Origin of the sequence: Hyphococcus luteus, from assembly GCF_002943565.1 — a bacterium.
GTDB classification, from domain to species: domain Bacteria; phylum Pseudomonadota; class Alphaproteobacteria; order Caulobacterales; family Parvularculaceae; genus Hyphococcus; species Hyphococcus luteus.
In genome coordinates this window covers 1-23,767 of sequence record NZ_PJCH01000015.1, presented here as the reverse complement: position 1 = coordinate 23,767, position 23,767 = coordinate 1, and the positions used below count along the sequence as shown (strand labels likewise).

Sequence of the window (23,767 nt, the reverse complement as noted above, 5' to 3'; positions counted from 1 at the left end):
TTGACGTTATCTTAACAGGAGCCGCGAAAGGCGCGCCATTATGGGACAGGCGGCCAGCTTTCGGTGTCATGGTCGGGATGCTGACGGCTCGAGGCCTCCACAGATTGCGCCCAGTCTTCGTTGCCGTCTGCGCCGGTTTCGCCGCCTTCCTCAAGGCCCGCCAGGTCAGCGAACCAGGAGACGCGGCCTTCGAGCCCGATCTGTGAGACGGGCGGAAATCTCTCCGGCGCGTCGAGAGAGCCGATAGTGAGATTGATGCGGTCATTGTCGAGGCTGTTATAGAAAAGCGGCGTGCCACACGCTGCGCAAAAGCCGCGCTCGGCGTGATCGGAGCTTTTGAAGACCGCCGGGCGCCCGCGGGTCCATGTAAGCTTGTCGTTCGGGGCCGCGACCAGTGCCGCGAAAAGATTGCCGACCGCTTTCTGGCACATGCGGCAATGGCACAGATGCGCATTGTCGAGCATTTCGCTGGCGCGATAGCGCACTGCGCCGCACTGACACCCGCCGCTGACTTCGATTTTTCTGCTTTTCATGGCTTCACCGGATTTTGACTCGCGACCGCTGCGGCGCGCGATGACATTTCTGACGAAAGCGATATAGGAGCATGATGGCCGTCCGAAAACAAAGCCTTCCGTCCTTGCTCAAAGAGATCCGCGCCTGCCGCCTCTGCGTCGACGCGCCCAAGGCCGCGCCCTTGCCGCATGAGCCGCGGCCAGTCTTGCGCGTCTCGAAGACGGCGAAGATCGCGGTTTTCGGGCAGGCGCCGGGCAATCTCGTCCATCAAAGCGGCAAGCCGTTCACCGATCCGTCGGGCGTGCGGCTTCGCGAATGGATGGGCGTCACGGACGAAGAGTTTTACGACGAAAAGAAGATCGCCATCATTCCCATGGGGTTTTGTTTTCCGGGCTATGACGCCAAGGGCGGCGACTTGCCGCCGCGAAAGGAATGCGCGCCCGCATGGCGCGAAAGGCTGATGAGGGCGACGCCCAATATCGAGACGATGATTCTCGTCGGCTCCTATTCGCAAAAATGGCATCTCGGGCCGGATGCGAAAAAGACGCTGACCGAAACCGTGGAGAGCTGGCGGGACTATGCACCGCTTCATTTTCCGACGCCGCATCCGTCCTGGCGCAACAACGCCTGGCTCAAGAAACATCCGTGGTTTGAGGCGGAATTGCTGCCAGTCCTGCGCAAGCGCGTGCGCGCGCTTTTGCGCTAGCGCCGGTAATTCATCCAGTCGTCGATGCGCGCGAAGATGACGAACAGCACCGCCAGGATGATGAGAATGAGAAGCGCAAACTGAACCTGCGATTCGACCGCGTGGACTTCATGCTTGGATGGGCGGTCCGGCATCTCGATGGTGCGGCTTGTCGTGCCGGTTTGGTCTGCGCCCGTGGTTTGTCCGGCGTCTTCGGCTTGCGCCGCTGTCTCTTCGCCTGTTTGCGACTGATCACCGGTTTCGACGCCAGCTTCGCCTTCCTGCTCCTGTCCCGCCTGGCTTCCGGTTTCCTCGCCGGTTTGCGTTTCGCCTGCCGTCTGGCCGGCGCTTTCTTCGCCGGCGGCGGGTTTTTCCGTTAAGCCCTGTCCGGTTTCGATATTGGTTTCGATCTGGTCGAGCTCTTTGGCGTTGTCGCGCCCCATGGTCGAGGCGGCGACGCCGGCGCCCCCGGCGACGGCGGCGCCCTGAACCGTTCGGCTCTCCGCCGGATTGCCGCGGCGCGGCGCAGCTTCAATCGGCGTGGCGCGGGTGTTTTCATTGATCTGTTCCGGATCGCGCACATCCGGGGCCTGGGCCGGCGTCAGAAAGAGCGCGCGTTCGGCTGCGCGCCGCCGCGTGAGGCCGACAACCTCGCGCAAGACGCCGCCCACGGTCGCCTTATTCCACCAGGTGAGCGCGTCCGCGGCGCCGATCCGGTCGCCCTTGTTGAGGCGTTTCAAGGCCGTGGAGCTGCGAAGGGCGCCCACGCCCACATTGTAGACGAAGCTCACCAGCGCATCGAATTCGTTCTGATTGAGGGGAACTTTGACGGCGCTGTCGACTGCCTGTTCGCGGGGGCGCAAATCCTTGCGCAACAGCTCTTCCGCGTCGCGCTCGCTGATTTTCATGCCGGGCTCCACGTCGGGGCCCGTATGCCCATAGCCGATGGTCCAGATTCCGGCGATGTCCTGATAGGCTTCGAGCTCCAGCCCCTCGAACCGTTTGATCAGTTCAATGCCGCTTTCAGACGTTCTCACGGAAAACGCTCCCACACCCCGCTTCGCCGACACCTTAACCCTAAAAAAGGCTGAAATGTAGAATGGACCGGGCGGAAATGAGGATTTCTCACGGGGCTATGACTGCAGCGCCGCGCCTCGCCTCAACCGGAGGCTGAAGAAAAGCGGGAAAAGGCGCAAAAAGAATGGGTTAGAGACGCACGCGCAGAAGAAGCCGGAGACCCGGCTGTGGGCGTTCGCCAACACGTGCGGAAAATTTAAGGGTTTACAGTGCTTGCGCGAATTCGCCGTCGGCGTTCGCGGCGCGCTCGAGCAGGGATTTTTGACGCGCCGCACGCGCTTCGAAGCCTTCGGTCGCCTCACGCAGCCGGGACAGAAGGCTCGTTTCGACCGCGGCGACGCTGGCGCGGTCCGCTGCGACGGCGCGGATGGACTGGGCGTAGGCGGCGGCGAGCCGCGCTTTTTCCGCCTGCAAGGGGGCGAGATCGTCCGGGCGGCTGTTTGCAAGGGCGAGGTTTTCTTCTTCGAAAATGCGGGCCAGATCGTCTGTAAGGTCGATAAGGGCGCGCACCCGCTCCGCCGCATGCGCGCCGAAATCAGCGTCCGGTGTCGAAGAGGTTTCAGTCATCACACGGGGCTCCCTTGATGCGGTTTTGCTCGTCTGTAGACGGAGCAAAAAGGCGGTCTTTCGGCGGCGCAGCGCCGCTCTCCCGAACCCTATACAGGCCCGCGAAAAACAAAGGATTGCGCATTTAATTGAAATTGTAGACGCCTATTGGGGGGAGCCCCGGCTATGGGCGGTTCAGCGGAAAGGCGGGGGCCGTGGCGGTTTTTGCAGTGCAGCGAGAAACATCCGGATTCATGGCGGATATGCAACAGGCGGCCTGTTATCGGGGGCTGCCGGCGTCTCCAGCGTCTCCCGCAACCGAAAATCAAGATTTCATTTTTATGAAATCACGTCGGACGGGCTTAAGAGCGCAAAAAGCCTGCTTGAGCCGCCGGGGCGGCGCCGTTATAGAGAGCCGCGACCCGGGGGAGGAATCGGGTCGCGGCTTTTAGGAGCGTGTCAGTTGGGAGAAGACCATGTCGGCGTCCGAGATTGATGAGTATCGTCCGTCGGAAGACGAACCCTTCATGAATGACCGTCAAAAGGAGTATTTCAAAAAGAAGCTGCTCACCTGGAAACAGGACATTTTGAAAGAAAGTCAGGGCACGCTGACAAACCTGCAGGAAGACGACAATCACCTGCCTGACATTGCCGACCGCGCGTCGAGCGAAACCGAAAAAGCGCTGGAGCTGAGAACCCGCGACCGGCAGCGCAAACTGATCTCGAAAATCGACGCCGCGCTGCGCCGCATCGAAACCGGCGAATACGGCTATTGCGAAGAAACCGGCGAGCCTATCGGCGTGCGCCGCCTCGACGCCCGGCCGATCGCGACGCTGTCGCTTGAGGCGCAGGAACGCCATGAGCGCGAAGAAAAAGTCTATCGCGACGACTGACGGTCCGTTTCGTGATTAAAACCCGTGACTGAAGGCGTTTGCATCCGGCTTTTCAAGCCCGGTGATCTTTCGCGGCTGCATGAAATCCGCGAGGCGGCTTTTGCGCCGGTCTTCGCGTCTTTCCGAAACATTGTCGGCGAAAAAATCGCGTCCGTCGCATTCGCCGGCGCGGAGCAGGAACAGGCAGCGCTGCTCGACAGTCTGTGCGCGCCGGGCGCCGCGAGCGAAGTCTATGTGGCCGAACGCAAAGGCGAGGTCGCCGGGTTTTGCTCAGTGACGCTCGACCGTGATGCCGGTCTTGGTGAAATCGGTCTTAACGCTGTTCATCCGGGCCATCAGGGGGCGGGGCTGGGCGCGGCCATGTATGCATTCGCGCTTGATCGCATGAAAGAAGCGGGGATGAAAGCCGCGAGCGTGGGGACGGGCGGCGACGCCAGTCATGCGCCCGCGCGCCGGGCTTATGAAAAAGCCGGTTTCGGGCCCGGCGTGCCCAGCATGCATCTTTACAAATTGTTGTAATTTTCGCCCGCGCCTTTGCAAACACGTCAGTTGCAGGCGGCGTAGGGGATGGTTATATTCCTTCCCGCAATTTCTGTTTTGGGCCGCAGCCGAACCGCGGCCGACGCTACTGTCTGCTAAGCTTTCGACCTTTCCAAGACACGGGTTGCAACGAACCGGCCGGCGTTATTTGAACACCGGCCAATAGCCTTTCGGGCTTTCCCGTGAGGCGCGCCTAATGTCAAAGGAGACGAAAGATGGCGACTGGTACAGTGAAATGGTTTAACGGCCAAAAAGGCTATGGCTTCATCCAGCCGGATGATGGCGGCAAGGACATCTTCGTTCATGCGACCGCTGTTGAGCAGGCTGGCCTGCCGCCGCTGGTCGAAGGCCAGAAAATCAGCTTCGAGATTGTCACGGACCGCGGCAAAAGCGCTGCCGGCAATCTGCAAAAAGTCTAAGCCGGACTTTTAAGTCCAGGCTTTACGAGACGGCGCTCCCCTCGGGAGCGCCGTTTTTTTATGTCTAAAAATCCTGGCGCAGGACGAGGGCCGTCGCGGCGAGCGCGCCCGCCAGGATGAAGGCGGCGAGGAGATGCGGTGAAACGCCGGCGGCGTCCATCTCCGGCGGCGTCTCAGCGAGCGCCGGCGCGAGGGCGGCGACCATGCTGGTGAACTGCGAGGCTGCGACGGCGGCGCCGAGGCCGCTGGCGAAAGCGACGATCCCGAGCCGCGCGCGCCGTTTTGCGCCGAGCTTGAATAACAGGCGCTCTGCAAACCGATCCCGTTCAAGACGGCCCGCCAGCGCGTCGAAATCGGTTTTCAGCATGTCTTCCATCGGATCGGGGGGGATCGTGTCAGAGGGCATAATGTTTTCCGTTTGCTGGCGTTGGAAGTGATGACTCTTTCGCAGTCGGCGGTTCGGCCGACAGGGCGGCGCGCATTTTATCCCGTGCGCGCGCCACATAGGTTTTAACCGAGCCGAGGGGCGTTGAAAGAACCGAAGCGGCTTCGGTATGCGAAAACCCGGCGGCGTCGCACAGAAGGATCGTCGCGCGCTCCATCGCGTCGAGTCCGGCGAGGGCCCGTCGAAGGTCAAGCGACATGCCGGCTTCTAGAGGGCCCGCTTCGTGCCTGTCCGCCTTGCGGGCGGCCGCGTTTTCCTTCAGCGCGTCTTCAAGCCGCGCCGCCGCTTTCGTTTTGCGCGCATCCTGCAGAAATTCGCGATAGGCGATGGCGTAGAGCCAGGACCGGAACGAGCCGCCGCCTTTAAATCCTGAGAGTCCTGTATGGGCTTTCATGAATGTTTCCTGCGCGATGTCGTCTGCGAGATGAGGATTGCCGCAAAGCCGGATCAAAAACGCGCGCAGGCGCGCCTGATGCCGGCGCACAAGCGCTGCAAAGGCGCGCTCGTCCTGAGCGGCCTTTGCGAGCGTGACAAGTTCGATGTCGCTTGGCTCCATTGGGCGGCCTTCCGCGCGGGAGAGGCTAGACCGTCGGTTCTCTCGGGGCAAAGAAGTGGAACAGGACGTAAGCAAACCCAACAAAGCCGGGGAAGGATGCAACGCCCAACATTGGTCCGAGCGCGTCTTCTTGAGCCGGAATGGCAAGCCCCAGAGCCACAAACGCGCTGGCGATGGCGATCAGAATGATGCCTTTGCGAAGGTCCGCATAAGGGCCGACATTTTCGCGAATAATGGTCTCCACCAGAGCGGGGTCGACCGATCCGGTCTTTTCGATGGCGACCTTGATGGCGTCGTAAACCACCCGCCGCTTTTTGAAATTGAAATAAAAGGCGGAAATGATGACGGCCGCCAAAGAGGCGAACACGACAAAGGGGACGACGATATCCTCGGCCATGGGGCTTTCTCCTTTTTTGCGTCCGGCCTCTTGGGGCGGCCGGATTTTCTGCTTGTCCCCCATAGATGCGCCGGATGCCCTGATTGGATGTGACGGACGGCCTTTTTCCAGCCGGAAGCGGCGATGTGTGGGTTTTTCGCGGTGAAACGAGCCGTTTCAGGCCCTACGGCGGTCCCCGCGCGCCGGCCTCAAAAACCGGTTGAAACCTCATGAGACTCCGCTATGAAGGCCCATGGAGCGACGCAATTCCTCAGCAAAATCGCCGGCGAAACGGCGCGGCGCCGGGAAAGCGCCCAAGCGCGCGAAAAAGACCGATATCGCGACGACGGCGCTCGGGGCCGAGCCGGAAAAGCGCTCGCGCAAAAAAGATGCCCCGAGCCGCGGCGAAGCCGCCCAGCGCGACCTCAATGTCCATGTGAAAACCGCCAAGAAGCGCGATTACGCCTCGACGATCTGGCTGAAGCGGCAGCTCAACGACCCCTATGTGAGGAAGGCCAAGGCGGAGGGCTGGCGCTCGCGCGCGGCCTTCAAGCTGCTTGAGATGGACGAAAAACACCGGCTGTTGAAGCCCGGCGCCAAAATCGCCGATCTCGGCTGCGCCCCCGGCGGCTGGCTGCAGGTCGCGGTCAAAGCCGTCGGCAAGACCGGCAAGGTGGCGGGGATCGATTATCTCCATGTGCCGCCCGTGCCCGGCGCCGACATTCTCGAAATGGATTTCCTCGACGAGGGCGCGCCCGAAAAGCTGAAAGAGCTGCTCGGCGGGCCCGCGGATGTGGTGCTCTCCGACATGGCCGCGCCCACCACCGGCCACCGATCGACGGACCATCTCAGGATCGTGGCGCTCGCCGAAGCTGCGCTCGATTACGCCGAAGACGTGCTGGCGCCCGGCGGGGCGTTCGTGTGCAAGGTTTTCGCGGGCGGGGCTGAGGGCGATATCCTGACGCGCCTCAAACAGAATTTCGAAAGCGTTAAACACGTAAAACCGAAAGCCTCGCGTTCGGGCTCTGCCGAGAAATATGTGGTCGCGACCGGCTTCAGGGGGCGGGCATGACGGTCATCGCGGCGTTGTACGACCCGGACGAGAACGTCACCTGGCTCGGCTCCAACGGCCGCGCCACCATCGGTAGTTATGTGGGCCCGGCGCTGGACCGTAAATGGCGTTCCTTTCATGGCTGGGCTATCGGCATCACCGGGACGGGGCCGAAGCTCGAAGCGCTCGAAGCTAATGAGCAAAACTTTCCGAAACGGGCCGAGCGCCCCTTCGAAGTGCTGACCTTCATGAAAGAGGCTTACGGCGCTTTCGACATTGGCGAGATGGAGGAGGGGCTGAAACGCTATTGCGGCAACGGCCTGCTCGTTCACAAATCCGGCGCGGTCTGGGATTTCGACAATTCATTCTGTCTATCGCCGGTGGCCAAGGGCGCCTTCTGGACGCGCGGGTCCGGCATGGACCTGGCGCTCGGCGCCGGGTTCGCGCTCAAAGACCATATTCATTCCCCGAAGGCGCTGATGAAGCGCGTGCTTGAAATTGTTGTCGCCAATGACGTCGACAGCCCGGGCGAAATTTTGATTCAGACATTCGACCATCGTGGCGTCCTGTCTGATCCGTTAGATGTTGAGGTGTGATATGCAAATCCGTGATGCGCTGACATTCGACGATGTGTTGCTGGAGCCGGGGGCGTCCGAAGTGATGCCGTCGCAGGTGGACGTGAAGACGCGGCTGACCCGCGAGATCACGCTCAATATTCCGATCATCTCCTCCGCCATGGACACGGTGACAGAAGGGGAAATGGCGATCGCCATGGCCCAGAACGGCGGCATCGGCGTTCTGCACCGCAATCTCACTATCGAGGAGCAGGCCGAGCATGTGCGCCGGGTCAAGCGCTTCGAAAGCGGCATGGTGGTGAACCCTTTGACCCTGACGCCCGACGAAACGCTGGCGACGGCGCAGGCGATCATGCTCGAGAAAAACATTTCCGGCTTTCCGGTGGTCGAAAATCCGGATGCTTATGGTGTCGGCAAGCTCGTCGGCGTGCTGACGAACCGGGACATGCGCTTCGCGCGCAATCTCGACCAGCCGGTGAGCGATCTCATGACCTCGGTCGATCTCGTCACGGTGAAACCCGGCGCCAGCCAGGACGAAGTGCGCGAGCTTTGTCACAAGCGGCGGATCGAGCGCGTCATCGTCGTCGACGACGAGTATCGCTGCGTCGGCCTCATCACCGTCAAGGACATGGAAAAGGCGCAAAAATATCCGCTCGCCTCGAAAGACGCGCAGGGGCGTCTTCTGGTGGCGGCGGCGTCATCCGTGGGCGATGCGGGCTATGAACGCATCGAGGCGCTGATCGATGCGGGTTGTGACGTCATCGTCATCGACACCGCGCACGGCCATTCAGTGAAAGTCGCCGAACAGGTGGAGCGGGTCAAACGCGCCTCCAACGGGGTGCAGGTGATCGCCGGCAATGTTGCGACTTATGATGCGACGAAAGCGCTCGTCGATGCGGGCGCCGACGCCGTAAAAGTCGGCATCGGGCCCGGCTCGATCTGCACGACGCGCATCGTCGCCGGGGTCGGCGTGCCGCAATTGACGGCCGTTTCCGACGCGTCCCGCGCCGCGCGCGAGGCGGGCGTTCCCGTTATCGCCGATGGCGGCGTCAAATATTCCGGCGACATGGCCAAGGCCATCGCTGCGGGCGCCGATTGCGTGATGATCGGCTCGCTCCTCGCCGGCACGGACGAGGCGCCGGGCGAGGTTTTTCTCTATCAAGGCCGCTCCTACAAATCCTATCGCGGCATGGGCTCGATCACGGCGATGTCGCGCGGCTCCGCCGACCGCTATTTCCAGGCGGACGTAAAAGAGCAGATGAAACTCGTCCCCGAGGGGATCGAGGGGCGGGTGCCGTATAAAGGCCCCATTGGCCCGATCCTGCACCAGCTCGTCGGCGGCGTCCGGGCCTCCATGGGCTATGTGGGCGCGCCCTCCATCGAAGAGATGCAGAAGCGCGCAAGGTTCGTCAAAATCACCAATGCGGGGCTCAAAGAAAGCCACGTCCATGACGTCGCCATCACTCGCGAGGCGCCGAATTATCCGACCCCGAATTGAGGTTTGTTCTCTCTCCTTGAAACCTAGCGCGGAATTAATGTGCTCGCAGGGAAATCAGCGGGTTTGCCCCGGTTCGGGGCGTTGAAGCGGGCCGGAATTAAGGTAGAGTCAGGCCCGGGCGCGCCGCTTGGGGGTCGCGTATTGTCGACGGCAAAGGCCCATCCTGAATGTTCAAAGAACAGCAAAATTCCACGGGAGTTGACGTCATGAAAAAAGTTTTGATTGCAGGCGCAATGGTTGCGGCCCTTGGCTGCGGGGCGGCCTTCGCCGGCGATTCCGAAGCCGCCTGCGAAGAGTTCGCCGCCACGAACGACGTGTCGCCTGAGCCCTGTTCCTGCATCGCCGAATCCGTCGCGGACGATCCGGACCTGCAGGAAGAGCAGATGGCGCTGGTGACCATGGAGGATTATGAGAACGCCTCCGCCGCGCTGCACGACGCCATCGATCACTGCGTCGAGGAATAAGAAAGAATTCTCTTAAACGCCGCGGTTTGTCCGTAAAGGGATGGATCGCGGCGTTTTCTGTTTAAGGTTTTAAACATGCGCTTGTCCGGGCGGATTTCCGCCGCCATTGAAATTTTCGAAGATTTCGAGACAAGGCGCGTGCCGTTGAAAACCGCGATCGCCGACTGGGGGCGCTCGAACCGCTACGCCGGGGCGAAGGACCGCGCGTTCATTTCCGGTCTCGTTCTCGATGCGTTGCGCCGGCGCAAATCCCTGGCCGCGGCGATGGATGACGGGTCGGCGCGGGCCGCCGTGCTCGGCGCTTTGCGGTTTTTATGGGATGTGAGCGCTGACGACCTCGCCGAGGCCGTTGTCGAAGAACATGGGCCGGGGGCTTTATCTGAGAACGAAACTCAATGCCTTTCCGCTCCCTCTCCGTTCATCCCGGCGAAAGCGGGGATCCAGACAAATGAAGCCATGGATTCCCACCTGCACGGGAATGAGCGGGATAAGATTTCCGATTACCCCGACTGGCTGGCGCCGCAGATTGAGCGCGTTTTCGCCGACAAGGCTGAAGAAGTCATGGCCGCTTTCTGCGAGCGCGCCGATATCGACCTGCGCCTAAACACGCTGAAGACGATGCCGGAAAAAGCGCTCGCCGCCTTGAAAACGGTGAAGGCCGAAGCGGTTCCGCTGCTCAACACCGCCGCGCGCATCGCCGCGCCGGACCCCAGCGAAAAGGCGCCGGGCGTCACCGTGATCCCCGCCTTTAACAAAGGCTGGGTCGAGGTGCAGGATCTCGGAAGCCAGATCGCGGCGAGCGCTGCGGGGGCGATCAAAGGCGCGCAGGTCCTGGATTATTGCGCCGGCGGCGGCGGCAAGACGCTGGCGCTGGCGGCGCTGATGGAGAACACCGGGCAACTCTACGCCTGGGATCGCGATCCGCGCCGACTGAAGCCGCTGTTTCACCGCGCCAAGCGTGCGGGTCTTCGAGCGCTGCAAATTCGCTCGCCCGCCGGCGGGGAGGGGCTCGACGATCTTGAAGCCAAGATGGATGTCGTCTTTGTCGATGCGCCCTGCACCGGCGCGGGGACTTGGCGGCGCCACCCGGATACGAAATGGCGCCTGACGGAAAAGCAGCTTGAAACCCGCATCGCCGAACAGGACGCCGTCCTGAAAGAAGCGGCGCGTTTCGTCAAACCCGGCGGGCGGCTCGTCTGGGTCACCTGTTCTTTTTTGATGGAGGAGAACGAGGACCGGCTGGCCGCGTTTCTTGAAACGCATCCGGACTTTACGCGCGCGCCGGCGCTCGATTTCATGGATGAGTCTGGCCTCCTGACGGAGAAGGGTAAGGCGGCGCTCGCGCCTTGCGTCACGCCCGAAAGCGCAATCCGTCTGACGCCGGACAAAATCCGCGCCGACGGTTTTTTCACCGCCGTGCTTATCCGCGCATAAACGACGCTGAAAACTTGCCCCAATAAGGCGAGCGGGGGCGGTGAAAATACATCCTATGTGATGAATTCTTGCCGGAATCCCGCATTCGGTGCGGAGTTATCCACGCCTTTCCGGACGGGCCTATAATGCCCGTCCGTTGAAATTGAGAAAGGCGGACGCATGACAAGCAGCAAAAATAAACGACGCGCTTATTCCTGCCAGCGCGGCTCCTCGCCCATGGCGACTTTAGAGGAATTGCCGAGAATGAAGTCGCCGAGCGCGTCGATCGTGTCGGGATAGGCCTCAGTGACCATGGACCGCAGCTCTTCGCTGTTCTTCGCCTTCTTTGTGGCGTCGAGCCAGAAGTCGATATAGCCGCGCGTATAGGCGAGCGCGGAGGCGTCGTTGGGCATGCCGGGTTTGGCGTGGCCGGGCACGACGATCTCCGGCTCGAGCGCTGCGAGCTCGTCAACCGCTTTGCCCCAGGCTTTTGTTTCCTTTCGCCCATGCTCGCCGAGCCAGAGATGCATTTTATTGAAGAGAAGATCGCCCGCGAAGAGGGCGTTGATATCAGGAGCGTATAGCGCCGTCGCATGAACATGATCGCCCTGCATGGGGCCCAGCACTTTCAATTCATGCCCTTCGAGCATGATCACATCGCCGTCGAGCGCGGCGGGTGCGGTCGGCGTTTTCGGCCCGTTCTCGCTCAGCATCGGGCTCCAGCGTTTCACCTTGAAGGGAAGCGAGCGCCAGATGTCTTCGACCACGGTCGGATGGGCGACGACTTTCGTATCCGGGAAGGCGTCGGTGAGCACTTCCATGGAGAAGAAATGATCGGGATGGTCGTGCGTGACGAAGATGGTTTCGAGGTCTTTGCCGCTGTCGAGCACCATGGCGGCGGCGCGGTGGGCGTCGGCCATGGTGAAAGGCGGATCGACGAGCACGGCTTTTTTCTCGCCCTTGATCAGGACCACATTGGAGTAGAGCGAGCCGGCGCTTGTCTGCAGGACTTCGACTTCGAGCGGCTTGTCCTGCGCGAAAGCAGGAGACAGGAGCAAAAACAGCGCGGCGAGCGCGCGGGTCAAAAATTTCATCATATCCTCCCTTTCTGCGGTTCTGGCCGCAGTCATTTTGATGAGCCTTGTTTAGATCGCGGTTTGTCCTCCATCGACGATAATGACGGCGCCGTTGGTGAAGCTGGCTTCGTCCGAACACAGATGCAGGACCGTTCCCGCCATTTCCTCCGGCGCCGCGGGGCGGCCGATAGGCGAGGTGGGCAGGAAGGCTTCGAGAAACCCTTCCCGGTGGAACCAGGGTTCGGTCATGGGCGTCCTGACGAAACCGGGACAGAGCGCGTTCACGCGCACGCCCTGTTTAACATATTCGATGGCCGCGGTGCGGGTGAGGCCGATAACGCCGTGCTTCGAGGCGATGTATGGCGTCATGCCCGGATTGGCGATGACGCCGCCGACAGAAGAGGTGTTGAGGATCGCGCCTTTTCCCTGCTTCGCCATGACGGTGAGCTCCGCCTTCATGCACAGGAACACGCCCTTCAGGTTGATGGCGATGGTGCGGTCAAAGGTCTCCTCGTCGAATTCGGCGAACATCTTTTCCGGCGGAAAGATTCCGGCATTGTTGAAGGCGGCGTCGAGGCCGCCATGATTTTTGACCGCGGCGGCGACCAGCGCCTCGACCTCGTCGCCTTTCGATACGTCGCAATGAAGAAAGGCGGCGGTCCCGCCTTCGCCCTTGATCTCGGCGACTACGTCTTCGGCGTCGTCATTGTAATCCCCGATCATCACTTTCGCGCCTTCGCGGGAGAAGGCGAGGGCGGCGGCGCGGCCGATGCCTGTGGCGGCGCCGGTGACGAGAACGGATTTGCCTTCATAACGCATGGTCTTTTCCCCCTGTTACCCTTTCGGCGCGATCAGCACCTTGCATTGATGGGTTCGCTTTTTGAGCGATTCAAAAACATCCGGCACGGCGTCGAGATTGATGGTGTCGGAAATGAGCGCGCGGGGCTCTGCCGCGCCCGCGTCGAGCGCGTCGAGGGCGGCTTCATATTCCTGCCGCTTGAAGAAGGCGGAGGTTTGGATGCGCACTTCTTTCGAAAGCGCCACGAAGGGTACAAAGGTTTCGGGGCGCGTGCAAAGGCCGAGCACGAGGACCGTGCCTTTCACGCGGGTCTGGTCGACCGCCTGCGGAATAAGACCGGGCACGCCGACGCATTCATAGACGATGTCCGCCTTGCCGCCCAGCGCCCGCTCGGCCGCGCCGACGGGGTCTTCGAGATCGACGATGAAATCCGTCGCGCCCATCTCGCGCGCGCGGTTCTCCTGAAAATTGTTGATGTCCTGAACGACGACTTTCGACGCGCCGAAGCGCCGCGCCCAGAACGCGACGCCAAGGCCGATAGGTCCCGCGCCGAGAATCAGCACTTTGTTGCCGGGCTTTTGCTCGCCCATCATTACACCGTGCAGCGCCACGGCCAGCGGTTCGATGATGGCGCCGTCGGCCATGCTCGCGGTCTTGGGCAGCGGCACGCACTGGTTTTCATTGGTGACGGCGAGCTCGCTATAGCCGCCGCCCTGAAGATGCATTTTCTCGCACCAAGCGGGCTCTCCCGCGAGACAGCTCGGGCATTTGCCGCAGCTTGCAATCGGCACGACGGAAACGAAGTCGCCGAGTTTGAACCGCTCGACGCCTTTGCCGAGGCCAACCACTTCGCCGGCGAATTCATGGCCGAGCACGGCGCCGGCGTCGACGCCAAAGGCTTCGTCTTCGGTCATGTGCAAATCGGAGCCGCAAATGCCGCAGCGGCCGACGGAAAGAAGGACCTCGCCTTCTTTCGGCGAGGGCTCGGCGATGGTTTCGAGGGCGAGCTTCTTGTGAAGCCCCTGGTGAACGACTGCGCGCATGGGTCAGGTCTCCGCACTCATTCGCAGCACCGGTTTGATGACAGAACCGTTTTCGCTTGCCGCGATAGCGTCATTGATTTGATTGAACTCGAAATAGCCGATCAGCTTTTCGAAAGGGAATTGGCCTTTCAGGTGATAGTCGATCAGTTTCGGCAGAAACGATTCAAGGTCGCTGTCCCCGCCGAGAATGCCCATCACCCGGCGTCCGCCGCCCATGAAAGCGGCTTCGTTGAAGGTGAGATTATCTTCAGGGTTGGAGGCGCCCACGATGCCGCAAACGCCCATCGGGGCGAGCAGGCCCCAGGCGTCTTCGATTACTTTATTAATACCGGTCGTATCGAAGGCGTAGCCGAGGCCCGCCGGACACAAATCGCGAATCTTGGCCGCCGCATCGTCCTTGCCGTTGAAAATGTGGGTTGCTCCGAGCTCCATGGCCATGGCGAGGCGTTCGTCATTGACGTCGACGGCGATAATCGGATCGGCGCCTGCGATTTTGGCGGCCATGATCGCGGCCATGCCGACCGTGCCCGCGCCGAATACTGCGATGGGCAGACCGGCCCGCACCTTCATGCTGCGCAAAACGGCGCCCGCGCCGGTCATCAGCCCGCAGCCGAGCGGGGAAAGGCGCTCCAGCGGAATGTCGGCGGCCGTATCGGGCACGCGGACCGTGTTGCGTTCATGCGCAATGGCATAGGTGGCGAAACTCGACTGCCCGAAGAAATTGGCGTTCAGCTTTTCGCCATTCAGCATGAGTGTCGCCGAACCGTCGGTGCGCGCGCCTGACCAGTTATGCGGGAAGAAGTTGTAACAATAGGTCGGCGCGTCGATATCGCAGCTGGGGCAGTCGCCGCAGCTGTTGAAGCTGAGGATCACCCGGTCTCCCGGCTTGGCCGCCGTCACTCCGGCGCCGACCTCTTCGACAATGCCGGCGCCTTCATGGCCGAGCACGGCGGGAAGGGGGACCGGCACCTGCTGGTCGCGCACTGCCATGTCCGTATGACAGACGCCGCAGGCGACAATGCGAACCCGCAATTCATCGGGGCGCAAATCATCCAGCGTCACCTCTTCGATGGCGAAGGGTTCGCTGTTTCCCCGGCAAATGGCGGCCTTTGCGTGAACGGGCATAATTACTCAGTCCTCAGATACACATTACTTAAAGCCGCCAAGCGCCATGCCGCCGTCGATCAGGACCTGCGAGCCCGTGACATAGTTCGAGGCGTCAGAGGCGAGATAGAGCGCCAGCGGTTTCATCTGGTCGGTTTCGGCGATGCGGCCCAGCGGCACGACCGAATCCCAGGCCTCGCGCACCACCGGGTCCTGCAGCCAGCCGCCGCCGATATTGGTGACGAAGGGGCCGGGGGCGATGGAATTGACGCGGATCCTGAACTCGGCGAGCTCCATGGCGAGATAGCGCACCATGTGAGAAACGCCGGCCTTTGCCGGATGATAAGGCATGCCGACAATCGGTTCGATGACGACGCCGGCGTTCGAGGAGGTGGCGATGATCGAACCGGGCTTGCCGCCGGCTTTCATGACGCGCGCCGCCTCGCGCATGGTATTGTAAACGCCGGTGAGGTTGATGGCGATGCAGCGGTCCCAGGCGGAAACGTCATAAGCATCGACCTGGCCTTCCGGGTTGCGACCGCCGTCAGGCGCGGCGAAACCGGCGCCGGGGTCGATCCCGGCGTTCGCAAAAGCGATATCGAGCCCGCCATAATGGGCGACATGCTCGTCGAAAACCTTGGTCATCTCCTCGCGGTCGACCACGTCGAGATGCGCGGCGCGGGCATCATAACCTTCGCCCAGAAGGCGCTTGGCCTCGCGTTCGGCGCCGTCGATGTCGATATCGGTGATGGTGACGCCGGCGCCCGCTTCCGCCATGGCTTCGGCGTAGCAAAGACCGATCCCCGAGGCCGCGCCGGTGACGATCGCGGAGCGGCCTTTGATGTCGAACTGTTCGAGCGCTTTCATGGCTTAAATATAGAGTTGCTTGTTGAGGGGAAGGCCGTGTTCCTTGCAGTAACTCTCATAGTGATTCATGAACCACCACACGTCGAGCGTTTCGACGAAATCGCCGTTTTCGTCGTAAAACTCGTTGGCGCCTTGCATCCAGAACAGCGCCTTCATGCCGTTCGGATCGTCGGTGACAAGAGTGTGCGCGGTGCCCGGCGTTTCGGTGATGAACTCGCCCGGGCCGCAGACCCAGTCATATTCGAGATAGCGGAAGGAGCCTTCGAGCCCGACGGCCCAAACGGGGCCGCGATGTTTGTGCGTGCCGATGACGCCCGGCGATTTGATCCAGAGAATGTTGCAGTAAATATTCTGGCGCACGTCGAAGGCGAGATGACGGATGGCGGCGTTGTCGCCGAAGGGCACCCAGGGGCTTTCTTCTTCCGACTTGCCGACATAAGTGCCTTCAAGCCCGCGCTCCTTGATGAGATCGCCGTAAAGCTCCTCGACCTTGACGATTTTATAGGCGCCGGAAGGCGGCGCTTTCATGCCGGACATATTATTTGCTCCCTAATGATTTCCCGGAAAGTAATTGAGCTCCAGAAGCACGCCATTCGGATCGCGCACAAAGATCTGCTTCAGGTCGATGGCGGTTACATGGTTGAGGCGGTGCTCAAGCCCAAGCGAAACAAGACGCTCGGCCATGGCGTCATGGTCGGTGCAGCTCAGGGCCACATGATGGACGGGGCCGGTCTCGCGCGGCAGCTCTTGCACGGCGTTATCGCCCGAAAGCGAGCCCGGTGTCGTCAGGTGAAAGATCGCGCGGCCCTCCGCATCATACATCCATTGCACCAGTTTCGGATCGAGCGGCGGCGGCGGATCGCGCGCCTCAAGATCGAGAACATCAGTGTAGAAATTAATAGTCGCCTTCAGGTCGAGCGTCTGGATGTTGACGTGGTCGAGGGCGTTGACTTTCATGGCCTACCTGAACAGCGTTTTGACATAGTCCGCGCCGATGCCGACCTTGTCGTAATGCTCGCGCGCAGCGGCGATATAATCGTGCACGTCGTAATGGCCGACGCCATTGCCTTCGTCGTCGAGCCAGATCAGCGGGCCGGTGACGACAAAGAAAACCTTCATCGGATCAGGGCTGTCATAGGCGATCAGCGTATGGCCTTCGCCCGGCGATTCATAAATGAAATCGCCCGCCGTCGCGGTCCAGTCATGTTCGAGATAACCCCATTTGCCGGAGATCGTATAGGCGAAGATCTGGTGTGGGTGGTAATGGCGGTTCACAAGACCCGCTTCTTTCGACATCAGGACATCCGCCCACATGTTCCGCTGCGGCGAGATCCAGACCGGCTTCGAAGAAACCGTTTCCGAAATCGGCACCCAGTAGCGTTCGTCGCCTTCGGCGATTTTAGACATGTAGGCGTCGCCCATCGACTCCGGCTTGAACACGTTTTCGATCGGCGTGATGTCTTTCCAGAATTCCGTAGTTGCGGCTTCTGCCATTTCGGTTCCTTTCCTAACGCGCGGCGGGCGCTTTTGTTTTCAGGTATCGTTTCCCGCCATTTTCAAATCTATTCCCATCGTTGCGCCCGATCAGGGCTGATAGTCGAAGAGTTCGAAATCTTTTTCATAAACCGTTTCGATGATCCGCCGGACATCCGGCGCGAGATCCGGGCGTGTTTTCGATTGATTGCGCACATTATATTTTTTCAGCGCCTCGCCGATGCCTGTCGCATGGCGGATATGTTCATAATCTTCAGCAAGGGATTCAAAACGGCCGATATAGTCGAGTCCAGGTTTTCCGCGGATCATGACGAAATCGTGCTGCGGGACGAAGTGGACGTAGGAATACGCGCTTGCCGGCGTGAGCCATTTTCTGACGAAGCTCGAAAAATCGTCATAAGGCGCAAGATGCGCGTCGGCGAATGCGCTGTCGTCTTGCGTGATGCCGCCGCCTTTCAGAAAATTGAAAGCGGAAATCAGCCGGTCCGTGGGATGGCGCACAAAAGCGAATTTATAAAAACTGTCGAATTCTTCTTCGGTGAAAAGAAGACGGAACATGCGCAGGCGCGTGTGCGCCATGCTTATCGTGTCTCCATAGAACGACAGGACGACGGAAATGCCGGCGGTTTTCGGAATGTGGACGAAAATCGTTTTCGTGCGGAAGAAGGCGGCGACATTCGCTTCCTCGCCCGATATCTGCGCGCGGCTGTCTTCAATCATCCGATAGCGGTGGGGGCGGGCCAGCTTGTAGGCGTTGCGCGCAACGGCGCCGCGGGGAACATAGTCCAACAATTTGTGCAGGCGGGGCGCTTTCATCATCTTCCTGAAACGACGGCGCCTGGAAACTATACCGCGCCCGGACCGCAGGCAATGCGGCGTCCTGGCCGCGCGTGGCGGTCTTCCCTGTTTGGTAAACGGCGCGCTCGGACGCGGTTGCGCCGCGACTTTCGGCGCCAAAACGTGATGATTGAAATTACATATGGTCATGACGGTCGGAATAATCCGGGCGGTGTCTGTCGCCGTGTCGCGGTTTTCAGAACCGCCCGTCCTCTCATGCCGCCTCGACTGTGTTTGGCCCTGAGAAAAAGGGGCGGGACATGAGCCCCGCCCCGAACCCAAGGGAAGGTTAGAAATTAACGCCCAATCGCGCATACCATTCGGCCGGACGGCTGTAGGTGCCGTAGATCTGGCCGCCGGCGATCTGGGCCTGACCGGTGGTCAGATAGCGTTCGTCCGTAAGGTTGGTGCCGCCGACCGTGATGTTCCACCGGCCGCCGGGTTCTTCATAGGACGCGCTGAGGTTCAAGATGTCAGTGGAAGGACGCTGCAAGAGGAATGTCCTCTCCGTGTCGTTCCACATTGACGCGGTGTGCGTGTAGTCGGCGAGCAACGTCACAATCGCGCCGTTGCCCATGTTGAACTCATAACGCGGGCTCACATTGAATTTGAAGTCAGGCGTTTTCGGCAGGTCAGCGCCCGGGATGACGCCCGCTTGCAGCGGGTTCGGGGCGACCTGTGCAGGGCCCAGAACGTCGATATATTCGGCGTTGATGAGCCCGACCGAGGCGTTGATCGAAAGCCCGCCGCCCGGTGCGTAGACCGTTTCGACCTCAAGGCCTTTAATCCGCGCCGTGCCGGCGTTCTGAATGGTCGGCGAGACGCCCTGCTGGAAGTTCAGCTGGATGCCTTCATATTTTGTTGTGAAGGCCGCCACGTTGAACAGCAAGCTATTGTCGAACAGGGTCGACTTCAGGCCGCCTTCCCAGCTGGTCGCATTCTCCTCGTCGAAGTCAGGCGCATAGTCGAGTGGGTTAGACAGACGCGTGGTCCAGCCGCCCGTGCGATAGCCTTCAGAGTAGCTGCCATAGAGCATGACGCCGTCCGTCGGGAACACCTGGACACTGACCTTGGGCGAGAAGTTGTTGAACTTCTTGGTCTGGATGCCTTCGATGTAATAGCGCAGCGGTTCGCCCGGCACGGGGAAACCTTGCGCGATGCGGCAAGCTTCGGAGATGGTCGGCGCAAGCGACATGCAATCCGGATCGCCGAATTGCTGCGCGATTTTATAATTAAGACCGTTGCGGTCCGACTGCGCGCCCTCGAAGAGTTTTTTCTCGTGCGTGTAGCGGCCGCCGGCGGTGACCGTCAGCCAGTCGGTGACCTTGAAATCGATCTGTCCGAAGCCGGCGTAATTCGTCGTCTTCAGATAGTTCGGACCGTCGACCTGCAACAGGCCTTCAGCGAAGGTGACGAAGTCGTGGAGGTCGCCTTCCTCGACGAAATAGTAGCCGCCGAAGACATAATTGATGCGCTCGTCAAGAGCGGAGCCCGTGAGCTGCACTTCCTGGCTGAATTGCCACTGGTCGGTGGTGAAGCTCGTATGCAGGAAGTTCAAAGGCGAGTTGTCGAGGTCCATGCCGACATCCCAGTCGAGATGGCGGTAGGCGGAAATCGATTTCAGCGCTGCATTGGCGCCGAGATCGTAATCGAGCGTCAGGTGAACGCCGTAATTTTCGAGACGTGCGACGTTGTTGCCATTTGCGTAGCTCGTGTCGATGTCGTCGGTAATGAAACGGTCGTCATAGGGCAGGCGATCATTATACGGGTCAGCATCCGTATTGACGCCAAAAATAGGCGGATTGTCCGCGACCCAGGTGAGGCCGCCAATACCGCCGGCGTAAGCGATGGGCGGCGGGCCTCCGCCGCAGGACATGTCGCCCGCCGGCGGTTGGATGCCTTCGATGGCGCAGTTGTATGAGCCGGCGAAAACGGCGTCGCTGGTCGCGACCAACTTGTTGGCGAGCTGGCTTTGCTTGGAGAACGCATAGTCGCCGGAGAGCGTCGCTTTGAACGGCCCGCCGTCTTCATAGACCAGCTTGATACGGGCGTTTTTGGCGTCCGTGCCGCCTTCATAGTCGCCCTGGTTGCCGTAAATCGCGGCCCGCATGGTCTGGATGGGCTCCACATTATAATTTTCGAAGCCCGGATAGGGGATGCGTTTCAAATAGCCGCGGCGGTCCTTCATGGAGACGCTGATCGAGGATTTCAGGCTGTCCGACAGCGGAATGTCCGCCGTCGCGCGAATTTGCAGCAATTCAAAGCTGCCCGTGGTGACGTCGCCCGAGAACGAAAACTCGTCGCCCGGCTCATGGGTGACGATGGAGATGGCGCCGCCGATGGTGTTCCGGCCGAAGAGCGTGCCTTGCGGGCCTTTTAGGACTTCGATCCGTTCGACATCGAGAAGGTCTTGGTTGGCCCCGATGGAGCGCGCGAGATAGACGCCATCGAGATAGACGCCGACGCCCGGGTCGATATTGAAGGCGAAGTCGTTCGCGCCGATGCCGCGAATGTAAGCGGAGATCACGGCGGTGTCGCCGGAAAACGGCGTGCCGGCGTCGAGTGAGACGTTCGGGGTGATGTTCGACAGGCCCGCAACGCTGGTGACGGCGCGTTCCTGCAACGCGTCGCCGTCAAACGCGGAGACGGCGATCGGCACGTCCTGCACGTTTTCTTCGCGCTTTTGCGCGGTGACGGTGATGGTGTCGACCTGCGCATAGGCGACGCTCGAAAGAGCGATGGCCATGGCGCCGATGCTGGTAGTCAGTTTCAACTTCATTACGTGTTCCTCCCGGCAAAATTGCCCAACACCTCCGCCCGAGGGAGCGAAGGGATTCTATGCGTTCGAATTGTCGGCGGTTGCGTGCGCTAGGATGGCGCAAGAGCGCTGGCGCGGCCGCCGATCTTTGTCTTTTTTGGAAGTCTGAGCGCAAGAGCTCATGGCGCGCTTCGACCTGTTCAGAGCTGAAGACGTTTGCGTCAACACAGCTTCGCCGCCTTGCCTCACAACATTCCTCCCAAGTCCGGCTCTGCTTAACCGTTGAACCGGCGGAGCTGATTCAACGGCTTGCCGCCATCTCGCATTGGCGCGCATGAAGCGCAGATGAAAATCCGACTTCAGCCCAAGCATTATTCGCTAAATCCTCGGCTTGTTTGAGCGCAGCGTCTTGGACTGACGCGAAAGCCAGACGGATTTATGCGCAAGTCTTGCAGCTGTGATTGTGGCGCCACAGATGCCCCTTCGGGACAGGGCTAGTGCTGGGCGCGATAGGCCGAAGGAGAGACGCCGTATTTTTGTTTGAAGCAGCGCGTGAAATAGCTGCAATCGTTGAAACCGGACTCGTAAGCGATGCTGGTGATGCTGAGTTGCTGCGCCGCAATAAGACGGTCGGCTGCGAGGCTAAGCCGTTTTGACAGGATGTAGGCGGACGGCGTGGCGCCGATCGTGGCGAATGCGTTTTGAACCGTGCGGATCGATACGCCGAGTTGGTCTGCGAGATCGGACGGCCTCAGATCGGGGTCGCAAATGCGCGCTTTCACGAGCGCAGTGAGCCTATTGATTATCCGCGCATCGCTTTCCGCGTTCACATTTCGGTCGCAGAGCGCCATTGTCAGCAGGTTATAAAAGACGTCCGTTACGCCTTTGACCATGGCGGGGTCTGCATTGCTTTGATCGCCCTGACGCCAGAGAGAAAGAAGAAAGTCGTGCAGAAGACGGCTGGACGGCGTTTCTCCTGCGATGCGGCGGGAGAGAACATCGTTCAGGTTCGGCACGCGCTGGACGAGCGCAAGGCGCGGCATTTCAACGACGAGCATGTCATTGTCGCCGGACAGATCGACACGGTAATTTTCGTTGCTGTCTGTGAGGATCACATCGCCTGCGCGCAAATGATGAATCTCATTCGCCTGTGCATGAAGGCAGCTTCCCGCGTGCTGAAGATGCAGCATGACGCAGTCGCCGCCATTGCGGGCGATGCGGGCGTTGCGCTGTACGACGGCGTTCGGCGATCTCGGTCGGATCATGGTGAGATCGCCCATGCTCCAGCGCCACATTTCCGCATCGAAGGACTCTCGCTCGGAATCGATGCTCAGCCCGCAAAAGGTCTCGCTCGCAATTCTGTTCCAGAATTCAAGCCGTTCCAGTTGATCGACCTCGGCAGTGGCGAAATGTTCAATATTTTGAACCATGCAAGGCCTGTCCTCCCTACGCGCCTAAACAGCGGGCCGCAGTCCCCCGGCAAGATTATCTTCGCGCGGCCAGCTGTTATGATCAGTATCCCCCAACGCCGCTGCCTGCGCCTCTTGAAATATGAAACAAAATCGGCGCGCCGCCGAAAAAGTAAATTCTGACGCCGGCTTCATCAAGCTTGTCCGCGCCGGGCGTGCTGCGCTGCAGCATTGCCGCAGGCGCTTTGCCGGCATGAAGCCGGCATGAAGATGAGCTTGAGGGGGCTTTCCACATGGCCGGAAGCCCGGGTGGCGCGCGCCGGTATTTCTCATTTTGATGCAAATTCCCGCAGCCACGGCGCTCTGATCCGCTCTGGAACGTGATACCCGGAGATAGTAATGTAACATAACAATGTCGTCGGCTCGCCGGCGGCGAGCGCTGGCGAACCGGGCGCGGGGAAAGGCCCCGGGGTAATATGGAGAAACAGATGGCAGCTGAACGGGCTGAAGAAGAAACGGTATCCTACGAGATTGTGGACCGAGTGGCGTGGGTGAAATTCAATCGCCCTGAGAAGCGCAACTGCATGAGCCCGAAGCTGAACCGGCAGATGCTGCGGGTGATCGAAAAGCTCGAATTCGACGACAATGTGGGCGTTCTGGTGCTGACCGGCGAGGGGACGGCGTGGTCGGCGGGCATGGACCTGAAAGAATATTTCCGGGAAACCGAAGCGCTCGGTCTTCAGGGCACGCGGCATGCGCAGCGCGAAGCCTATGCCTGGTGGAAGCGGCTCAGATGGTACCAAAAGCCGACCATCGCCATGGTCAACGGCTGGTGTTTCGGCGGCGGCTACGGCCCGCTCTTCGCCTGCGACCTCGCTTACGCCTCGGAAGACGCCCAGTTCGGCCTTTCCGAAATCAACTGGGGCATTCTGCCCGGCGGCGGCGCGACCAAGGTGGCGCAGGTTCTGATGCCCTTCCGCAAGGCGATGTATCACGCCATGCTGGGCGAGAACCTCACCGGCAGGGAAGCCGAGGAGGCGGGGCTCGTCAATGAAGCGCTGCCGGCGGACAAGCTGAAAGCGCGCGTCGGCGAAGTCGCCAACAAGCTGCTCGAGAAGAACCCCTGGGCGCTGAAAGCCACCAAGGACGCGATGCGCCGGGTCGGCGAGATGACCTACGAGAATGCCGAGGATTACCTGATCCGCGCGCAGGAGGCGCTCAATTTCTTCGACAATGAAGCGCGCAAGGAAGGCATGCGGCAGTTCCTTGACGACAAAACCTACAAGCCCGGCCTTGGCGCCTATGATCTGTCGAAACAGAAAAAGTAAG

General features: G+C 60.7%; 26 protein-coding genes and 1 pseudogene. 10 read left to right on the top strand and 17 right to left on the bottom strand.

Annotated elements, in window-relative coordinates:
- Window positions 1-38: 38 nt before the first annotated feature.
- Entirely contained in the window at window positions 39-533 is a 495-nt protein-coding gene (locus CW354_RS16290; protein WP_104831160.1) for a GFA family protein, read from the bottom strand.
- Between the two features lie 71 nt (window positions 534-604).
- Between CW354_RS16290 and CW354_RS16285 the strand changes: the two genes are divergently transcribed.
- Window positions 605-1,219, top strand: a complete 615-nt coding sequence (locus CW354_RS16285) for a uracil-DNA glycosylase family protein (RefSeq protein WP_104831159.1) — start codon at window positions 605-607, stop codon at window positions 1,217-1,219.
- Window positions 1,220-1,797: 578 nt separating this feature from the next.
- On the opposite strand, the pseudogene CW354_RS24125 reads toward CW354_RS16285, so the two are convergent.
- A pseudogene (locus tag CW354_RS24125) lies at window positions 1,798-2,235 on the bottom strand (lysozyme); the annotation flags it as partial.
- Between the two features lie 244 nt (window positions 2,236-2,479).
- Window positions 2,480-2,842 carry a hypothetical protein gene (locus tag CW354_RS16275; RefSeq protein WP_104831158.1) on the bottom strand — a complete coding sequence of 121 codons (363 nt, stop codon included), beginning with the start codon at window positions 2,840-2,842 and terminating at the stop codon, window positions 2,480-2,482.
- A 455-nt stretch (window positions 2,843-3,297) separates the two neighbouring features.
- On the opposite strand from CW354_RS16275, the gene dksA reads away from it, so the two are divergent.
- The 3 genes from dksA (at window position 3,298) to CW354_RS16260 (ending at window position 4,673) form a co-directional block, all read left to right on the top strand.
- Window positions 3,298-3,714, top strand: a complete 417-nt coding sequence (dksA, locus tag CW354_RS16270) for an RNA polymerase-binding protein DksA (protein ID WP_104831157.1) — start codon at window positions 3,298-3,300, stop codon at window positions 3,712-3,714.
- Window positions 3,715-3,738: 24 nt separating this feature from the next.
- On the top strand, window positions 3,739-4,233 hold the full coding sequence (locus tag CW354_RS16265; RefSeq protein ID WP_207764859.1) for a GNAT family N-acetyltransferase: 495 nt from the start codon (window positions 3,739-3,741) through the stop codon (window positions 4,231-4,233).
- Window positions 4,234-4,469: 236 nt separating this feature from the next.
- The gene (locus tag CW354_RS16260; RefSeq protein ID WP_104831156.1) at window positions 4,470-4,673 is read left to right on the top strand and encodes a cold-shock protein; all 204 of its coding nucleotides are present in this window, start codon (window positions 4,470-4,472) and stop codon (window positions 4,671-4,673) included.
- A gap of 64 nt (window positions 4,674-4,737) precedes the next feature.
- Here CW354_RS16260 and CW354_RS16255 read toward each other — a convergent pair whose 3' ends face one another.
- The 3 genes from CW354_RS16255 to CW354_RS16245 are packed head-to-tail and all read right to left on the bottom strand — an operon-like array spanning window position 4,738 to window position 6,071.
- Window positions 4,738-5,079: a hypothetical protein gene (locus tag CW354_RS16255; RefSeq protein ID WP_133162345.1), complete on the bottom strand. Its 342-nt coding sequence runs from the start codon at window positions 5,077-5,079 to the stop codon at window positions 4,738-4,740.
- Window positions 5,069-5,674 (bottom strand): RNA polymerase sigma factor, encoded by a 606-nt coding sequence (locus tag CW354_RS16250; RefSeq protein WP_104831154.1) that lies wholly within the window; start codon window positions 5,672-5,674, stop codon window positions 5,069-5,071. Before CW354_RS16250 ends, CW354_RS16255 begins: the two co-directional genes overlap by 11 nt.
- A 25-nt stretch (window positions 5,675-5,699) precedes the next feature.
- Window positions 5,700-6,071 carry a DUF6249 domain-containing protein gene (locus tag CW354_RS16245; protein ID WP_133162344.1) on the bottom strand — a complete coding sequence of 124 codons (372 nt, stop codon included), beginning with the start codon at window positions 6,069-6,071 and terminating at the stop codon, window positions 5,700-5,702.
- A gap of 232 nt (window positions 6,072-6,303) precedes the next feature.
- Between CW354_RS16245 and CW354_RS16240 the strand changes: the two genes are divergently transcribed.
- The 5 genes from CW354_RS16240 (at window position 6,304) to CW354_RS16220 (ending at window position 11,072) form a co-directional block, all read left to right on the top strand.
- The gene (locus CW354_RS16240) at window positions 6,304-7,122 is read left to right on the top strand and encodes an RlmE family RNA methyltransferase (RefSeq protein WP_104831152.1); all 819 of its coding nucleotides are present in this window, start codon (window positions 6,304-6,306) and stop codon (window positions 7,120-7,122) included.
- The gene (locus CW354_RS16235) at window positions 7,119-7,697 is read left to right on the top strand and encodes a hypothetical protein (protein WP_104831151.1); all 579 of its coding nucleotides are present in this window, start codon (window positions 7,119-7,121) and stop codon (window positions 7,695-7,697) included. The genes CW354_RS16240 and CW354_RS16235 overlap by 4 nt, the downstream gene beginning before the upstream one ends.
- Before the next feature lies 1 nt (window position 7,698).
- Window positions 7,699-9,174, top strand: coding sequence for an IMP dehydrogenase (guaB, locus tag CW354_RS16230; protein ID WP_104831150.1), 1,476 nt, complete (start codon window positions 7,699-7,701; stop codon window positions 9,172-9,174).
- Between the two features lie 206 nt (window positions 9,175-9,380).
- Window positions 9,381-9,638: a hypothetical protein gene (locus CW354_RS16225; RefSeq protein WP_133162343.1), complete on the top strand. Its 258-nt coding sequence runs from the start codon at window positions 9,381-9,383 to the stop codon at window positions 9,636-9,638.
- A 75-nt stretch (window positions 9,639-9,713) separates the two neighbouring features.
- On the top strand, window positions 9,714-11,072 hold the full coding sequence (locus CW354_RS16220; protein WP_104831148.1) for an RsmB/NOP family class I SAM-dependent RNA methyltransferase: 1,359 nt from the start codon (window positions 9,714-9,716) through the stop codon (window positions 11,070-11,072).
- Between the two features lie 188 nt (window positions 11,073-11,260).
- On the opposite strand, the gene CW354_RS16215 is transcribed toward CW354_RS16220, so the two are convergent.
- The 11 genes from CW354_RS16215 to CW354_RS16165 form a co-directional block, all read right to left on the bottom strand.
- Complete coding sequence (locus CW354_RS16215) at window positions 11,261-12,148, bottom strand: MBL fold metallo-hydrolase (protein WP_165793776.1); 888 nt, start codon at window positions 12,146-12,148, stop codon at window positions 11,261-11,263.
- Between the two features lie 48 nt (window positions 12,149-12,196).
- Window positions 12,197-12,946, bottom strand: coding sequence for an SDR family NAD(P)-dependent oxidoreductase (locus CW354_RS16210; RefSeq protein ID WP_104831146.1), 750 nt, complete (start codon window positions 12,944-12,946; stop codon window positions 12,197-12,199).
- A gap of 15 nt (window positions 12,947-12,961) precedes the next feature.
- The gene (locus CW354_RS16205; RefSeq protein ID WP_104831145.1) at window positions 12,962-13,969 is read right to left on the bottom strand and encodes an alcohol dehydrogenase catalytic domain-containing protein; all 1,008 of its coding nucleotides are present in this window, start codon (window positions 13,967-13,969) and stop codon (window positions 12,962-12,964) included.
- 3 nt (window positions 13,970-13,972) lie between these two features.
- Entirely contained in the window at window positions 13,973-15,094 is a 1,122-nt protein-coding gene (locus tag CW354_RS16200) for an NAD(P)-dependent alcohol dehydrogenase (protein WP_104831144.1), read from the bottom strand.
- A 24-nt stretch (window positions 15,095-15,118) separates the two neighbouring features.
- On the bottom strand, window positions 15,119-15,940 hold the full coding sequence (locus CW354_RS16195; protein WP_104831143.1) for an SDR family NAD(P)-dependent oxidoreductase: 822 nt from the start codon (window positions 15,938-15,940) through the stop codon (window positions 15,119-15,121).
- Between the two features lie 3 nt (window positions 15,941-15,943).
- A complete protein-coding gene (locus CW354_RS16190) occupies window positions 15,944-16,477 on the bottom strand; it encodes a 2,4'-dihydroxyacetophenone dioxygenase family protein (RefSeq protein ID WP_104831142.1) in 534 nt (177 codons plus the stop codon).
- Window positions 16,478-16,489: 12 nt separating this feature from the next.
- Entirely contained in the window at window positions 16,490-16,897 is a 408-nt protein-coding gene (locus tag CW354_RS16185) for a VOC family protein (RefSeq protein ID WP_104831141.1), read from the bottom strand.
- Window positions 16,898-16,900: 3 nt separating this feature from the next.
- Complete coding sequence (locus CW354_RS16180) at window positions 16,901-17,434, bottom strand: 2,4'-dihydroxyacetophenone dioxygenase family protein (RefSeq protein ID WP_104831140.1); 534 nt, start codon at window positions 17,432-17,434, stop codon at window positions 16,901-16,903.
- Between the two features lie 90 nt (window positions 17,435-17,524).
- Window positions 17,525-18,253 (bottom strand): sulfotransferase family 2 domain-containing protein, encoded by a 729-nt coding sequence (locus CW354_RS16175; protein ID WP_165793775.1) that lies wholly within the window; start codon window positions 18,251-18,253, stop codon window positions 17,525-17,527.
- A gap of 307 nt (window positions 18,254-18,560) precedes the next feature.
- Complete coding sequence (locus CW354_RS16170) at window positions 18,561-21,050, bottom strand: TonB-dependent receptor (protein WP_104831139.1); 2,490 nt, start codon at window positions 21,048-21,050, stop codon at window positions 18,561-18,563.
- Window positions 21,051-21,523: 473 nt separating this feature from the next.
- Window positions 21,524-22,459 carry an AraC-like ligand-binding domain-containing protein gene (locus CW354_RS16165; protein ID WP_104831138.1) on the bottom strand — a complete coding sequence of 312 codons (936 nt, stop codon included), beginning with the start codon at window positions 22,457-22,459 and terminating at the stop codon, window positions 21,524-21,526.
- 467 nt (window positions 22,460-22,926) lie between these two features.
- On the opposite strand from CW354_RS16165, the gene CW354_RS16160 reads away from it, so the two are divergent.
- The gene (locus tag CW354_RS16160) at window positions 22,927-23,766 is read left to right on the top strand and encodes a p-hydroxycinnamoyl CoA hydratase/lyase (RefSeq protein WP_104831776.1); all 840 of its coding nucleotides are present in this window, start codon (window positions 22,927-22,929) and stop codon (window positions 23,764-23,766) included.
- The last annotated feature ends 1 nt before the right edge of the window (window position 23,767 follow it).